Origin of the sequence: Vogesella amnigena, assembly GCF_042648905.1 — a bacterium.
Taxonomy (GTDB): domain Bacteria; phylum Pseudomonadota; class Gammaproteobacteria; order Burkholderiales; family Chromobacteriaceae; genus Vogesella; species Vogesella amnigena.
Genome location: NZ_JBHRYH010000024.1, coordinates 33956 through 49168 on the forward strand (window position 1 = coordinate 33956; position 15213 = coordinate 49168).

Annotated in this window: 13 protein-coding genes and 2 tRNA genes; 11 read left to right on the forward strand and 4 right to left on the reverse strand. The window is 58.7% G+C overall.

Annotated elements, in window-relative coordinates:
• Positions 1-84: 84 nt before the first annotated feature.
• The 5 genes from ACFOKJ_RS12135 (at position 85) to ACFOKJ_RS12155 (ending at position 5415) form a co-directional block, all read left to right on the forward strand.
• The gene (locus tag ACFOKJ_RS12135) at positions 85-2040 is read left to right on the forward strand and encodes an aminotransferase class I/II-fold pyridoxal phosphate-dependent enzyme (RefSeq protein ID WP_390279947.1); all 1956 of its coding nucleotides are present in this window, start codon (positions 85-87) and stop codon (positions 2038-2040) included.
• 334 nt (positions 2041-2374) lie between these two features.
• Positions 2375-3298 carry an ornithine carbamoyltransferase gene (gene argF / locus ACFOKJ_RS12140; RefSeq protein ID WP_390279949.1) on the forward strand — a complete coding sequence of 308 codons (924 nt, stop codon included), beginning with the start codon at positions 2375-2377 and terminating at the stop codon, positions 3296-3298.
• A gap of 36 nt (positions 3299-3334) precedes the next feature.
• Complete coding sequence (locus ACFOKJ_RS12145) at positions 3335-4558, forward strand: argininosuccinate synthase (RefSeq protein ID WP_390279950.1); 1224 nt, start codon at positions 3335-3337, stop codon at positions 4556-4558.
• 98 nt (positions 4559-4656) lie between these two features.
• The gene (locus ACFOKJ_RS12150; RefSeq protein ID WP_174874016.1) at positions 4657-4857 is read left to right on the forward strand and encodes a DUF2788 domain-containing protein; all 201 of its coding nucleotides are present in this window, start codon (positions 4657-4659) and stop codon (positions 4855-4857) included.
• Positions 4858-4914: 57 nt separating this feature from the next.
• Positions 4915-5415 (forward strand): YajQ family cyclic di-GMP-binding protein, encoded by a 501-nt coding sequence (locus ACFOKJ_RS12155; protein ID WP_390279952.1) that lies wholly within the window; start codon positions 4915-4917, stop codon positions 5413-5415.
• Positions 5416-5499: 84 nt separating this feature from the next.
• Here the strand turns inward: ACFOKJ_RS12155 and ACFOKJ_RS12160 are convergent, their stop codons facing one another.
• Complete coding sequence (locus tag ACFOKJ_RS12160) at positions 5500-6189, reverse strand: Bax inhibitor-1/YccA family protein (protein WP_390279954.1); 690 nt, start codon at positions 6187-6189, stop codon at positions 5500-5502.
• A 158-nt stretch (positions 6190-6347) separates the two neighbouring features.
• Between ACFOKJ_RS12160 and ACFOKJ_RS12165 the strand changes: the two genes are divergently transcribed.
• Both ACFOKJ_RS12165 and ACFOKJ_RS12170 read left to right on the forward strand, forming a co-directional pair.
• Positions 6348-6432, forward strand: a tRNA-Leu gene (locus ACFOKJ_RS12165).
• A gap of 101 nt (positions 6433-6533) precedes the next feature.
• Positions 6534-6621: transfer RNA gene (locus ACFOKJ_RS12170), tRNA-Ser, on the forward strand.
• Positions 6622-6794: 173 nt separating this feature from the next.
• Here ACFOKJ_RS12170 and ACFOKJ_RS12175 read toward each other — a convergent pair.
• Together ACFOKJ_RS12175 and ACFOKJ_RS12180 are read right to left on the reverse strand one after the other, a co-directional pair.
• Complete coding sequence (locus ACFOKJ_RS12175) at positions 6795-7883, reverse strand: 4-oxalomesaconate tautomerase (RefSeq protein ID WP_390279956.1); 1089 nt, start codon at positions 7881-7883, stop codon at positions 6795-6797.
• 100 nt (positions 7884-7983) lie between these two features.
• Entirely contained in the window at positions 7984-8880 is an 897-nt protein-coding gene (locus ACFOKJ_RS12180; RefSeq protein WP_390279958.1) for a LysR family transcriptional regulator, read from the reverse strand.
• A gap of 280 nt (positions 8881-9160) precedes the next feature.
• On the opposite strand from ACFOKJ_RS12180, the gene ACFOKJ_RS12185 reads away from it, so the two are divergent.
• The 3 genes from ACFOKJ_RS12185 to ACFOKJ_RS12195 are packed head-to-tail and all read left to right on the forward strand — an operon-like array spanning position 9161 to position 12105.
• Complete coding sequence (locus tag ACFOKJ_RS12185; protein WP_390279960.1) at positions 9161-10153, forward strand: DctP family TRAP transporter solute-binding subunit; 993 nt, start codon at positions 9161-9163, stop codon at positions 10151-10153.
• A gap of 60 nt (positions 10154-10213) precedes the next feature.
• On the forward strand, positions 10214-10822 hold the full coding sequence (locus tag ACFOKJ_RS12190) for a TRAP transporter small permease (protein ID WP_390279962.1): 609 nt from the start codon (positions 10214-10216) through the stop codon (positions 10820-10822).
• Positions 10822-12105: a TRAP transporter large permease gene (locus tag ACFOKJ_RS12195; RefSeq protein ID WP_390279964.1), complete on the forward strand. Its 1284-nt coding sequence runs from the start codon at positions 10822-10824 to the stop codon at positions 12103-12105. Before ACFOKJ_RS12190 ends, ACFOKJ_RS12195 begins: the two co-directional genes overlap by 1 nt.
• Before the next feature lie 204 nt (positions 12106-12309).
• Here ACFOKJ_RS12195 and ACFOKJ_RS12200 read toward each other — a convergent pair whose 3' ends face one another.
• Positions 12310-13011 carry an SOS response-associated peptidase gene (locus tag ACFOKJ_RS12200; protein ID WP_390279966.1) on the reverse strand — a complete coding sequence of 234 codons (702 nt, stop codon included), beginning with the start codon at positions 13009-13011 and terminating at the stop codon, positions 12310-12312.
• 343 nt (positions 13012-13354) lie between these two features.
• Here ACFOKJ_RS12200 and ACFOKJ_RS12205 point away from each other — a divergent pair, with 343 nt between their 5' ends.
• Positions 13355-14518, forward strand: a complete 1164-nt coding sequence (locus tag ACFOKJ_RS12205) for a tyrosine-type recombinase/integrase (RefSeq protein WP_390279968.1) — start codon at positions 13355-13357, stop codon at positions 14516-14518.
• Positions 14519-15213: the final 695 nt, after the last annotated feature.

Consider the following 15213-nt stretch of genomic DNA (forward strand, 5'->3'; position numbering starts at 1 on the left):
GCGCCGCCTGCGGCCAACTTGGCATGCCGCGCGGGCGGTGCATAGGATGAAGTCAGTGCTGCGTCATGCGGCGGAGGGGGGAATATGCATCCGGTGAGCAGAGTGCTGGTAGTCAGCAATGACGCCGCGTGGCAGGGAGAGGTGGTGGCCGGGCTGCAGCGTGCCGCCGGCTTGCTGGATAACCCGTACGGCCTGTGCGTGGAAGGCGTGGCCGGCAGCCGGGAGGCCGAGCAGCGCGTACTGGCCGACGGCGAGGTGCAGATCGTGCTGATCGACAAGGGCCTGCGCGAGAATGGCGAGCCGCAGCCGGCGGTGGCGCTGGCCAATCACATCAACCAGCTGCGGCCCGAGCTGTCGCTGTACATCCTGCTGCAGGACGATGACGAGAAACTGCTGATGGAGGAGCTGGCCAGTCATGCTATCGACGGCTATTTCTACCGCGACGAGCAGGATGTCAGCGGCTGGTTCCGCATCCTGTCGGCGGAAATGGGGGAGAAAGCAGCCACGCCGTTCTATGACCGCCTGAAGCAGTACGTGGCGATGGCCAAGGATTCCTGGCACACGCCGGGGCACTCCGGCGGCGATTCGCTGAAAGGCAGCCCGTGGGTGGGCGACTTTTACGAGTTTGTCGGCGAGGAAATGCTGCGCGCCGACCTGTCGGTATCCGTGCCAATGCTGGATTCGCTGCTGCACCCCACCGGGGTGATCGCCGAGGCACAAAGGTTGGCCGCTAAGGCCTTCGGCGCGCGCAAGACCTACTTCGCCACCAACGGCACCTCCACCTCCAACAAGGTGATCTTCCAGACCCTGCTGGCGCCCGGTGACAAGCTGCTGCTGGATCGCAACTGCCACAAGTCGGTGCATCACGGCGTGATCCTGTCCGGCGCGCTGCCGGTATACCTGGATTCCTCGGTGAACCGCCATTACGGCATCTTCGGACCGGTGCCCAAGCAGGTGATCTTCGACGCCATTGCGGCCAACTCCGATGCGCGGGTGCTGATCCTGACCTCCTGCACCTACGACGGCCTGCGCTACGACCTGGCGCCCATTGTTGCCGCCGCGCACGCCGCCGGCATCAAGGTGATTGTGGATGAGGCCTGGTACGCGCATGCGCGCTTTCACCACGCCTTCCGCCCCACGGCGCTGGAGGCGGGGGCGGATTACGTGACGCAGAGCACGCACAAGGTGCTGTCGGCGTTCTCGCAGGCCAGCATGATTCACGTCAACGACCCAGCGTTCGACGAACATCTGTTCCGCGAAAACTTCAATATGCACACCTCCACCAGCCCGCAGTACAACCTGATCGCTTCGCTGGACGTGGCGCGCAAGCAGGCGGTAACCGAAGGCTACCGGCTGCTCAGCCGCGCGCTGCGGCTGGCACAGGAGTTGCGCGGCAAGATCAACTCCACCGGTGCCTTCCGCGCGCTGGAGCTGGACGACCTGCTGCCACCCGAAGTGAGTGGCGATGGCGTGCAGCTGGACCCGACCAAGATCACGGTGGACATTTCGCAGTCGGGCTACAGCAGTGACGAGCTGCAGCAGGCGCTGTTTGCGCGCTTCAACATCCAGGTGGAGAAGTCCACCTTCAACACCATTACCCTGCTGCTGACGCTGGGTGCGACGCGCAGCAAGGTGTCGCGGCTGTTCGATGCGCTGTTGCGGCTGGCCAAGGAGCTACGCCCGCCACGGCATTACCACCGGCTGCCGGAGATCCCCGGGTTTTCACGGCTGGCCTGCCTGCCACGCGATGCTTTTTACGAAGCCGGCGAGCGGCTGCCGCTGCTGGATGACGACGGCCTGCCCAATGCCGCGCTGTACGGCAGGGTGTGTTGCGACCAGATCGTGCCGTACCCTCCGGGCATCCCGGTGCTGGTGCCGGGGCAGGTGATAGCCGCGCCCATTATTGCCTACCTGGTGCGCCTGCTGAAAACGCAGAAGTCGATAGAAATGCACGGCCTGCTGGAGGAAACCGAATATTGCCTGCGGGTGTTGCGGCCGGAAGAGTTGGCCGCATTGCCAAGTTCGGCATGGTTCAACTGATCTTTGGTACGGGGTGTGGGCAGGGTGGTGTGGTCATTGACATGCTTGTTAATAATACTAAACAGGAGGTGGTTTTCTAACTGACTGTTTTATATGGATTTGCTGTTGCCGCTTGCCATGCGGTGCAGGGCGGGCAGGGCTGGCGGGGTTGTCAGCGCACTGGATTTCGGATACATATAACCATGTCGCAATTTTGTAAATCGACGATCCATGATTGGCGAAATTGTGTTCCCTCATACCTAATGACGGATGATTTGCGTGTAGTAATGTGCCACTGCGCATGAAAACGCCATGTTTTCACGCTGCGGTGGCATTAATTTTTTCGGAATTCATCATGAGCCAAGCCAGACATTACCTGCAGTTCAGCGACCTTACCGCGACGGAATACCAATACCTGTTTCAGCGCGCCCAGGTAATGAAGCGACGACAGGTATCCGGCCAGCTATACCAGCCGCTGCAGGGCAAGGTGATGTCGATGATCTTCGAGAAGAACTCCACGCGTACCCGCGTGTCGTTCGAGGCCGGCATGGCGCAGCTTGGCGGCCACGCCATGTTCCTGGATGGCAAGAGCTCGCAGATCGGCCGCGGCGAGCCGGTGGAAGACACCGCCCGCGTACTGTCGCGCATGAGCGATATCATCATGATCCGCACCTTCGAGCAGAGCATGGTGGAGCGCCTGGCTGCGTTCTCCCGCGTGCCGGTGATCAACGGCCTGACCAACGAGTATCATCCCTGCCAGATTCTGGCCGACATCCTGACCTATATTGAGCATCGCGGGGATATTCGCGGCAAGACCGTGGCCTGGATTGGCGATGGCAACAATATGGCGCGTACCTGGCTGCAGGCGGCCAAACTGCTGGGCTTCAAGCTCAAGGTGGCCACTCCGGTGGGTTACGAGCTGACGGTGCTGGATGGCCAGCACTATGGCAGCGACTGCTTCGAGGCATTCCATAATCCGCTGTCCGCAGTGGAAGGTGCCGACCTGGTGACTACCGATGTGTTCACCAGCATGGGCTACGAAGCCGAAGCCGAGGCACGGCGTCAGGCGTTCGACGGTTACATGGTGACCGCCGAGCTGATGCGTGCGGCCAACCCGGATGCGCTGTTCATGCACTGCCTGCCGGCACATCGCGGTGAAGAAGTGGCGGCCGAAGTGATTGACGGCCCGCAAAGCGTGGTCTGGGACGAAGCGGAAAACCGCATGCACGGCCAGAAGGCGCTGATCGAATATCTGTTGCTGGGTCAGGTTAACGACTGAACCGGCGCAAACTCACACCTGTGGAAAGAGAAAACGATGGCTGACATCAATAAAGTGGTACTGGCCTATTCCGGTGGCCTGGATACTTCGGTGATCCTGAAGTGGTTGCAAGACACCTATCAGTGTGAAGTAGTGACCTTCACTGCCGACCTGGGCCAGGGCGAAGAACTGGAACCGGCACGCCAGAAGGCACTGCAATTCGGCATCAAGCCGGAAAACATCTTCATCGACGACCTGCGCGAAGAATTCGTGCGCGACTTCGTGTTCCCGATGTTCCGCGCCAACACCGTGTACGAAGGCGAATACCTGCTGGGTACCTCCATCGCCCGTCCGCTGATCGCCAAGCGCCAGATCGAGATCGCCAACCTCACCGGCGCCGACGCGGTATCGCACGGTGCTACCGGCAAGGGTAACGACCAGGTGCGCTTCGAGCTGGGCTACTACGGCCTGAAGCCGGATGTGAAAGTGATCGCCCCGTGGCGCGAGTGGGATCTGCTGTCCCGCGAAAAACTGCTGGCCTATGCCGAGAAGAACGGCATTCCGGTGGAAGCCAAGCACAAGGGCGGCGGCGCGCCGTACTCCATGGACGCCAACCTGCTGCACATCTCCTTCGAAGGCCGTCACCTGGAAAACCCGTCCGCCGAGGCCGAGGAAGCCATGTGGCGCTGGACCGTGTCGCCGGAAGCTGCTCCGGATGCGCCGGAATACCTGGACGTGGAATTCGAGAAGGGTGACATCGTGGCACTGAACGGCGTGCGCATGAAAGCCCACGAAGTGCTGACCAAGCTGAATGAGCTGGGCGGCAAGCACGGCATCGGCCGCCTCGACCTGGTGGAAAACCGCTACGTAGGCATGAAGTCCCGCGGCTGCTACGAAACCCCGGGCGGCACCATCATCCTGAAGGCCCACCGCGCCATCGAATCCATCACTCTGGATCGCGAAGTAGCGCACCTGAAGGATGACCTGATGCCGCGCTACGCCAGCATCATCTACAACGGCTACTGGTGGGCGCCGGAGCGCAAGGCGCTGCAGGCACTGATCGACGCCACTCAGCAGACCGTAAACGGCTGGGTGCGCCTGAAGCTGTACAAGGGCAATGTGATCGTGGTGAGCCGCGACTCCAAGACCGATTCGCTGTTCGACATGAACATTGCCACCTTCGACGATGACGGCGGTGCCTACAACCAGGCTGACGCCGGCGGCTTCATCAAGCTGAATGCACTGCGCATGCGCATTGCCGGCCGTCTGCACGGCAAGTAAGCTGTCTTTGATCAAGCCAAACCGCACCCCTCGGGGTGCGGTTTTTGTTTGTGCGCCGTATAATCGCGGGTCAACCGCAATCCTGCAGAGCTGGTGTCATGAGTGAAGAGCAATTTACCAACTGGTCGATGGGTATCCTGCTGACTGGCCTGATCATTTTCATGGGTTTCATCGTCTGGGACCTGGGCAAGAAATCGCAGGCCGGCAAGTTCGGCATGTTCGTGCTGTTCCTGGTGCTGGGCCTGGGGGTGGGCGGGTTTGTATTCAAGAATATTCTGGTGGAGTTCCTGATTCCGTAAGGGATCGCCACCACGTTGTCAGGTAGCCGGTTGGCTGCCAGGGAAAGGAAGCTTTACATGCCGTCGTTTGACATCGTGTCTGAGATCGATAAGGTCGAGCTGCATAACGCCATCGATCAATCCAACAAGGAAGTGTCGACCCGTTACGACTTCAAGGGTACCGACGCCCGCATCGAAACCAAGGACAAGACGCTGACTCTTTACGCAGACAGCGAATTCCAGCTCGACCAGGTGAATGACATCCTGGTAGGTAAACTGTCCAAGCGTGGCATCGACGTGCGCTGCATGGACTATGGCAAGCTGGAAAAGGTCAGCGGCAACAAGGTCAAGAAAGTGGTAACGGTGAAGGAAGGGCTGGACAGCGAGCTGGCCAAGAAGATCGTCAAGATGATCAAGGATGCCAAGATCAAGGTGCAGGCAGCGATTCAGGGCGAGGCGGTGCGCGTTACCGGCCCCAAGCGCGACAACCTGCAGGAAGTGATTGCCATGCTGCGCAAGGATATCGTTTCCGACATGGAAAACGGCTTCCCGCTGCAGTTCAACAACTTCCGCGACTGATGCCATCCGGCCAACGTTGGCCGCATGCGTGCAATAAAAAACGCCGACCAGCTGGTCGGCGTTCTGTTATGACTGCTTGCACAGCTAGTCGCGATCACCTGCGAAGGCCAGCAGCAGCTGCAGCAGGCTTGTGAACAGGTTGTAGATGCTGATGTAGATGCCGAGTGCGGCAGAGATGTAGCTGGTTTCGCCGCCATCCACCACGTTCTTCACTTCCCACAGGATCATCATCGAGCTGAACAGCGCAAAGCCTGCAGCGATGGTCAGATGCAGCGCGGGCAGTTGCAGGAACAGGTTGGCTACCACGGCCACCATCAGCACGATGGCGCCTACCGTGAGGAATTTACCCATGCCGGACAGGTCGCGCTTGGTGGTGGTGGCAATGCCTGCCATTACCGCGAATACCGCCGCGGTGGCGCCGCCGGCCACCATGATCAGCTGCGAACCGTTGGCAAACTTGAGTGCATATTGCAGCAACGGCCCAAGCAGCAGGCCCATCAGGAAAGTGAAGCCGAGCATCAGCGGCACGCCCAGTGCATTGTTGCGGTTGGCCTGGATGGCAAACACCAGGCCATAGAACACCGCCATGATGGCCAGTGAACCCATGATCGGGCTGCCCGCCAGGAAGGCAAAGCTCATATTGGTGCCAACGGCAGCGCCAATGACGGTGGGCACCATGGAGAGGCCCAACAGGCCATAAGTATTGCGCAGCACCTTGTTACGGCTGGCTGCGTAGGCAGTGTTCTGATAAGCGGGTTGAAATTGTTGTTGCATGGCGACGTAACTCCTCGCGCTGATTAGTGTGGTTGTGCAGCGATACGACTACATTCTGTTACATAAGTTTCCATGTTGCCAGCGCTGCTGGCAAGTACTTGCCAATCGCGTAGCCTCAAGCTACTATTCGTTTCCTGCCGGATGCAAGCTCCGGCCAGGCGAAAGTGGCGGAATTGGTAGACGCACTGGATTTAGGTTCCAGCGCCGCAAGGCGTGAGAGTTCGAGTCTCTCCTTTCGCACCACCCCTCCAGCCGCACAAATGGTGCGGACTGCATATTTTTCAAGTGGAAGCGCGGCCGAGTGGTTTAAGGCAGCGGTCTTGAAGCCTCCATGAAATGAATTCGGAAGCTTGGCAGAGTGGTCGATTGCACCGGTCTTGAAAACCGGCAACCCGCAAGGGTTCCAGGGTTCGAATCCCTGAGCTTCCGCCAATATAAAGACAAGCATTTAGCACAGCCTCAGCAAGCTCTTGGTAGCTTGAAGATGGCGACAAAAAGCCCCGCTGGTCGGGGCTTTCTTGTTGCTAGGTGAAACAAGGGTCGTAAGCGACGCCTGCCCATTCTCAGAGGCAATGAGGATTAGCGTCCAAACCGTCCAATCAAACCTAGTCCCAGGCACTGCTTTGTATATATGTGACGCCCGCCACCAATGGCCGTGCGGTGCGTATCACCCCAGCCTTGGTGATTTGCGGCCAACCTTCGGCATCCATGCCTTCCTGGGTGATTTGGGTGTGTAGCTGGCCGCTTGGGTGCTCGATGGTGACATGCTGTGGTGCGGCCGCATCCAACTGTACCAAGCGTTGTGCCAGCGTGCCGGGGATGTGGCAGGCGGCGGCCACGCACAGGGCGCCGGTTACGGCATGAGCGGCATGGCAGTTCCAGGGGACAAAGTAGCGGGAGCTGATCTGGCCTCCCTGCACCGGCGGGGCCAGCAGTACCACCTTGGGCAGCACCTTGCCTGCGACATCGCCCAGCCCCATGCGCAGCGCAGCCTGGCGGCGAAGGTCTTCGATACGGGCGATCAAGGCCTTGTCCGCATCCAGCTCCGCCTTGCTTTCATAACCTGTCTTGCCCAAGGCCGAGGCGGCGATAAACACGATGGGGGAGGAAAAATCCACGCAAGACACTTCTACGCCGTCAATCAGGTCGATGGCCTGACCGGTTGGCATCAGCTTGCCGGTCTTGGCGCCGGCGGCATCCATGAAGTTCAGCAAGATGGGAGCACCGCTGCCGGGTACGCCATCGATGTGCGCCTCGCCTTCGTAGTTCACCTTGCCGCCGGGCGTTTGCACCACGGCTTCCACCACTTTGCCGGTGTTCTGGTTGTAGATGCGTACCGAGGTTTGCGGCTTGTCGATGGCTACCAAGCCATGTTCCAGTGCAAACGGCGCCACCCCGGCCAGCATGTTTCCGCAGTTGGGTGAGGTGTCCACCGTGGCGCTGTCTACCGAGACCTGGGCAAAAAGATATTCCACGTCGATGCCGGGGCGGCTGGAGGCCGACACCATCACCACCTTGCTGGACAGCGAGTCGCCGCCGCCCAGGCCATCAATCTGGCGGCGGTCGGGAGAGCCCATTACTGCCAGCAGCACCTGGTTGCGGCGCGCCTCGTCCTGCGGCAGATCGCTTTGCAGGAAGAACGGTCCCTTGGATGTGCCACCGCGCATCACGACGCAGGGAATGGGGATCAACATGGCTGTTACCTCGGTAGATGGATCACTTACCGGGCATTCTCGGCACAGCCATGTCGCAAGAGAAATGAATTTATTTCTGCAATTGATGCGTTTTTGTAAATTATTCTTCCTGGGCCGGGTAGGCCTTCACCATCTTGTATAGCGCCTGCGCCGCCGGTGATAGCTCGGCGCTCTTGCGGGTAATCAGCACCAGACCGCGCGATACCACCGGGTTCTGCAACCGCATCACTCGGATGTGCGGGTAGGCGTCTCGCTGCAGCGCAAGGCCGGGCAGCACGGCTGCGCCAACCCCTTCGGCCACCAGTCCCAGGGCGGTGGACACGCGCTGCACCTCGTACAGCGACTGCAGGGTGACCTGGTTTTCCTGCAGCGCGCGGTCCAGCAGCGGGCGGTTGCCGCTGAACTGGCCGATGGAAATCAGCGGGTAGGGTTCCAGATCGCGCCATCGCAACTCGGTCAGCGCCGCCAGTGGGTGGTCATCGCGGCAGACCAGCACAAACTCGTCCTCGATCAGTGGTACCCCCAGCAACTCGGCGTGGTGGCTGCCGGCAATGGTGATGCCGAACTCGGCCTCACGCTGCAGCACCGCACTGGAAACCCCGGCCGAGGTGTGGTCCAGAATCTTGATGTGGTTGTCCGGGTACTGCGCTGAGTAGGCCTGGATGATGCGTGGCAGGAAACGCACGCCCACGGTGGGCACGCAGGCAATGGTGACGCTGCCGCGCTTGAGGCGACCGCTATCGCGGATCTCGCTCAGCGAGCCGGCCAGCTCTCCCAGCAGGCGCTTGGCGTGTGGCAGGAATTCCTCGCCTACGCGGGTAAGGGCCACCGAGCGCGTGGTGCGTTCTATCAGTTTTACCCCCAGGTAGTCTTCCAGGTTCTGCAGGCGGCGGGTAATGCCGGCCTGCGACAGGAACAGGCTCTCCGCCGCAGTCTGGAAGCTGCCGCTTTCGGCAATGGCGATGAAGGCCTGTACGCCGATGGTGTCGATTTTCATGCGTTTAGCTCAATAATCAGGCAGATAAATTTACTTTACTACTGGCTGCACGGCTTTGCACACTCAGCGGCAGCTGCAGCAACAGGGCAGTGACAGGTACTCCCTTGTGTTGGCCACCGTGATGGGTGGCCAATTTTTTTCACGTGATATTTATCAGCTTTTAGCAATAATCATAGAAAACAATGCATTTAACAAAACAAAAAGACGCCACCACAATGCAGCACAAGCAGCTGGCAACCGCTTACGCTGCAAGGTAAACACAATACGGAGAGACGGCACCATGAACAAACTGACATCCCCCCTGGTAATGGTGACTTTGCTGCTGGGTTCCCAGGCGGTACTGGCGGCAGAACCCATCGTGATCAAATTCAGCCACGTAGTTGCCACCGATACGCCCAAGGGGCAGGCGGCCGAGTACTTCAAGAAACTGGTGGAGGAACGCACCAAGGGCCAGGTGAAGGTACAGATCTACCCCAACAGCCAGCTGTACAAGGACAAGGAAGAGCTGGAGGCGCTGCAGATGGGTTCGGTACAGATGCTGGCGCCGACCACCAGCAAGTTTGGTCCGATGGGCTTCAAGGAATTCGAGGTCTTCGACATGCCTTATGTGTTCATGAACGAAGATCAGGTGCACAAGGTGACGCGCGGCCCGGTGGGCGCCAGCCTGCTGCAGCGGCTGGAAACCCGTGGCATCAAGGGGCTGGCGTTCTGGGATAACGGTTTCCGCGTGTTCAGCGCCAACAAGCCACTGAAGGTGCCGGCCGACATCAAGGGCCAGAAGATCCGCATCAACTCGTCCAAGGTAAACCAGGCCATCATCCAGGCGGTAGGCGCGCTGCCGCAGACCATGGCGCTGTCGGAGGTATATCAGGCCATGCAGACGGGGGTAGTGGACGGGGCGGATGGCAACGTTTCGAACCTGTACACGCAAAAGCAGTACGAGGTGCAGAAGTACATGGTGGATACCCGTCACTCCTACAGTGGCTACGCCGTGGTGGTGAATAAACCGTTCTGGGACAAGCTGCCACCGGCTATCCGTACCACGCTGGAAGGCGCGATGCGTGATGCGACCGTGTACAACGACCAGATGGCGGAAAAAGATACCAACCTTGCCTACGAACGTATCAAGGCCAGTGGCAAGACCCAGATTTATGTACCCACTGCGGCAGAGAAGGGCGAATGGGTAAAAGCCATGCAGCCCGCCTTCAACGATATTGCCCCGCGTATCGGCATGGCTACCATCAACGCCGTTCGCGGCGCCATCGGCAAGTAAGTTGTTCCGGGTGGGGAGTCTCCTGCTCCCCGCTTCCTACCTGCATCCCGCGAGGTTGTCGTGAAATTCCTGGATCATCTGGAGGAATGGCTGATTGCCATCCTGATGGGCGCAGCTACGCTCATCACTTTTGTGGCTGTGCTGCACCGTTACGGTAGCGGTGTTGCCTTGCTCAACCCCTTGTTGTCCGGCTTTCACCTGAGCTGGGCACAAGAACTCACCATCTACCTGTTTGTGTGGATGGCCAAGTTCGGTGCCGCCTACGGTGTGCGTACCGGCATCCACGTCGGCGTGGATGTGCTGATCAACAAGCTGTCGGATCGTAATCGTGCCAAGTTCATCGTCATCGGCCTGTTGTCCGGCGCGCTGTTCACCGGCATCGTCGGCACCCTTGGCGCCAGCTTCGTGTGGGAAATTGCCCATACCGACCAGACCTCGGTCGACCTGGAAATTCCGATGTGGCTGGTATATCTGGCAGTGCCGCTAGGCTCCTACCTGATGTGCTTCCGTTTCCTGCAAGTCACCGTGGCGTTCCTGAAGACCGGCACCCTGCCCAAGCACGACCACACCCATGTGGAGGGCATGGACGACGTGAGCGCCGACAGCAACTGGTATGCCATGGATGACAACCTGCATCCGCACGACGTCAATCGCGGAGGACACCATTAATGAGCACCCTGATTATTTTTGGCCTGCTGATCGCGCTGATGCTCACCGGCATGCCGATCTCCATCTCGCTGGGCCTGACGGTACTCACCTTCCTGTTCACCATGACCGAAGTGCCAATCGAGTCAGTGGCGCTGAAGCTGTTCACCGGCATCGAGAAGTTCGAGATCATGGCGATTCCGTTCTTCATCCTGGCAGGTAACTTCCTCACCCATGGTGGTGTGGCCAGGCGGATGATCAACTTTGCCACCAGCATGGTGGGGCATTGGCATGGAGGCTTGGGCCTGGCCGGCGTACTGGCCTGCGCACTGTTTGCCGCCGTGTCCGGCTCCAGTCCGGCATGTGTGGTTGCCATCGGCTCCATCTTGTTGCCGGCCATGGTCAAGCAGGGCTTTCCGCCACGCTTCGGGGCGGGGGTGATTACCACCTCCGGCGCACTGGGCATCCTGATTCCGCCGTCTATTGCCATGGTGATGTATTCGGTAGCCACCAATACCTCGGTGGGTCAGCTGTTCATGGCTGGTGTGATTCCGGGCCTGATGTTGGCCGCACTCCTTGGTCTCACCACCTGGTACCGTGCCCGCAAGTTCGACTACCCGCGTCTGCCCAAGGCCAGTGTTGCCCAGCGGCTGAAAGCACTGCGCGAAAGCTTTTGGGGCCTGTCCCTGATCGTGCTGGTGATCGGTGGTATTTACACCGGCATTTTCACCCCCACCGAAGCGGCTGCCATGTCCGCGGTGTATGCCTTCATCGTGGCGGTGTTCGTTTACAAGGATCTGACGCTGAAGCAGGTGCCCAAGGTGTTGCTGGATTCGGCCAGCATGTCGGCGATGCTGCTGTACATCATCACCAACGCGGTGCTGTTCTCCTTCCTGATGACCAGCGAAGGTGTGCCGCAGGCGATGGCCAGCTGGCTGATCGACGCCGGCCTCGGCCCGGTAGCCTTCCTGCTGGTGGTGAACGTGATCCTGCTGCTGGCTGGCAACGTGATGGAGCCGTCGTCCATCGTGCTGATCTTTGCCCCCATCCTGTTCCCGGTGGCCACCGCACTGGGTATCGACCCGGTGCACTTCGGCATCCTGATCGTGGTGAACATGGAAGTGGGCATGTGCCACCCGCCGGTTGGCCTCAACCTGTACGTGGCGTCGGGCATCACCAAGATGGGCATTACCGAGCTCACCGTGGCGGTATGGCCGTGGCTGCTCACCATGCTGGCCTTCCTGGGGCTGGTGACGTATGTGCCCACTATCTCGTTGTGGTTGCCCAGGGCCCTGGGGATGATGTGACCCGGGTTTGGTTCTTGCCCCCACAGTAAGGCTCGCGCTGGACGCGGAGCTTGAGAGTATTGGCAAAGTCCTTTCGCTACGCGGAAGGACTTTGTTTTTTTAGGGAGGAGGGCTGCCGATTCAAACACTTGGCCGGGGCAGCCTGGCTTTGTCGAGCACGGTAATCCATCTCTGAATAGATTGTCAGCAACCTGAAGCTCCGCGCTAGGCGCGCAATGGGGCAGGGCTGGCCATCATCAATTCGGCCGGGTAATTCACCAGCCAGCTGCGGGCCAGCTCAGGATTCTTGCAGTTCAGCCATGCGTGGTACTGGTCACGCGGAATGATTACCAGGCTGCGTTTCTCTTCCCCTGGCTTGTGCATTCGCTCCATGAGTGCGTGGTGGTCCGCATTGATGGTGATCTGGGTGAAGCTGTAGCTTGTGGAGCCATCCTGCTCTTGCCACCCGCGCCACATCCCGGCGACGGCAAAGGGTTCTCCTGACGCCATCTCGATACGTGTCCGCACTGCCTTCCCTGTTTCGTAGCATGGCTCATGGAGTGCCTGCATCGGGATCAGACACAGCTGGGACTGATGCCATGCTTGCTTATAGGTAGGAAGCTGGCCGATGGTTTCTGCCCTGGCATTCATGGTGGTGAATCGCTTGCCAGCGGACATGTGGCGCTTCGGCACGAACCCATAGCTTGCCATGAAGGCAAAGGGGCTATCGCCCGTGTCGATGATGGCTGGGGCTGGATAGTCTTGCCACGTCTCGGCCTTCCACTCGCAGTCAGGCACAGCTACCAGAAACTGATCTTCGAGTTGTTGCCGGGTGGTTGGGGTGAAGTTGATGCACATGCGGCCAGTATAGGTTGTCGCTAGTGGCAGGTCGCGGCTGCCATCCGTACAACGAAAAATGCCCTGCATGAGCAGGGCATCGGAGCGTTTTGGTGACCAGTGAGGATGTCGGTCATGGCGCCCTCACTGGCTAGCCAAAACTACAGCGAATTAAGTTGCCGATTCACTTATGCGTTTACGCCTGCAGCAACTTCCTTGTACTCCTGAATCTGGTCAAAGTTCATGTAGCGGTAAGCTGCTCCATCGGCATCTATGTGCATCTTTGAGATTTATGTAACTTTATGATTTTGTTGAATTAAAAATCTATCGATGTCCATGCGGGTCCTTAAGCATCCAGTCGATTTGGGGGTATCGTTGGGGGTATCAAATCGCTATTATCAACATCTGCTACAAAAACATTAGCGATATCGCCATGCCTCTCACCGATGCCAAAGTACGCAATGCTAAGACCGAAGACAAGGATTACAAGCTCGCCGACATGGGCGGCCTGTACCTGCTGGTGAAGAAGAACGGAGCCAAACTTTGGCGCCTTAAGTATCGACTCGCCGGTAAGGAAAAACTCTACGCCATTGGCCAATACCCGCAGGTCTCTTTGTCCGCTGCGCGCCAGGCACGAGATGAAGCAAAGCTGTTGATCACGGAAGGCCGATCCCCTGTAGCTGTTCGGCAAGCGGAAAGGCTGGAGAACATTGAGCAAGGTTTGTCGACCTTTGAAGCTGTCGCACGTGAGTTTTATGGGCGGGTGAGATTACAGGGCAAGGAAACCACCGCGTCTCAATCTATTCGGCTACTGGAGCTATATGGCTTTCCCAAGTTCGGTAACTTGCCGCTTGCCAGCATCAAGCCAATCATCATTCTTAACATCATGAAACAGTTGGAGGCGCGCGGGGTTGCCAATACGGCATCCCGTTTTCGCCATGTGTGCGGCCAAGTATTCCGATATGGTGTTGCTACCCTGCGTTGTGATGTTGACCCTACGGCTTCCATCAAGCGTGCCATTGTTGCCCCTCCAGTCAAACATCATCAACCTGTAGAGGATCCGCAGGCATTGTGGCGTAAGATTCAGACCTATCGCGGTACCGGCACTACTCGCATTGCTTTACAACTGCTGATGCTACTGGCCGTGCGGACCAATGAACTGCGGCGCATGGAAAAAAGCGAGCTTGATCTGGAGAAAAAACTGTGGACTATTCCAGCGGCGAAAATGAAGAAGAGACGTACTCACGTCGTACCATTGCCTGACCGGGCTATAACGCTGATTCAGACGGCCATCGACTGGAGTGGTGATGGGTCGTATGTTTTCCCAAATCAGCGTAGCCCTGGTGAGGCCATGTCAGAGGCAACGCTCCGCAAGGTGATGATCGCGCTGGAGGCTCCCACCAGCCCTCACGGGCTTCGCGCTACTTTTTCCACCCACCTTCATGGTCAGGGTTATCCATCACATCTCATCGAGATGCAACTGGCGCACGCTGAAGAAAACAAGATGAAAGCTACCTACAACCATGCGCAGTACCTTGATGAAAGGCGGCGTTTGATGGAGAGGTGGGCTGATTTTGTCACTCAGCAGAGCCAGTAGCCATGGCTACACGACTATAATGCTGACGTGTCTCCTCTTCAGGAGACTTCACTTGGCGATTCGATAGTCAGCCAAACAGCTTCATGACCTGATGACTTTCTCTCTAGTCTGCAGCGCGTTTGTTTCAAATTGCTAGATGGTCGGCGACACCAAGGCAGTCACTGAACCAGCTCCACTGATTGCCCCTCCAGGTGACAAAATCGAGCGCTCAGTCCATTTGCGCGAGTGGGCGACCTCCACCGCTTCCTTGAGCAGCTCCGCTTCCATAGCCTTTTTGCCCAGCAGGCGCTGCAGCTCGCAGATTTGTTTCATCGCGGGTACACGGCTTCGCAGGCTCCGGCAGGTCGCCGTCCTGATAGGGCTTGCGTCAATGTGAAAAGTTGATTTGGGTTGATGCCGTGCCGTAGTGCCGTCAGCGGCACCGTCTGGCTGGGGGCAAAGCTGTAACGGACCATGGCCAGTTTTCTTTGCCGGACAAGCGACGGTGGCGCTCCGGCCCCAGGGCTGTGGTGGAAGATTTGTTAGTGTGAGTCATAAACACAGTCGTATATCCGCGTCTACTTTGCCGACTTGCATAGCCCGTGGCAGCGGCGACGTCCCCCCATTCTCAGTAGCACTGAGCATTAGAGTCCGAGGCTAATTTACCTGATTTCTCAGCGAGTGATTTGGCGTAGGCCGCCGGCGTCAAACCACCC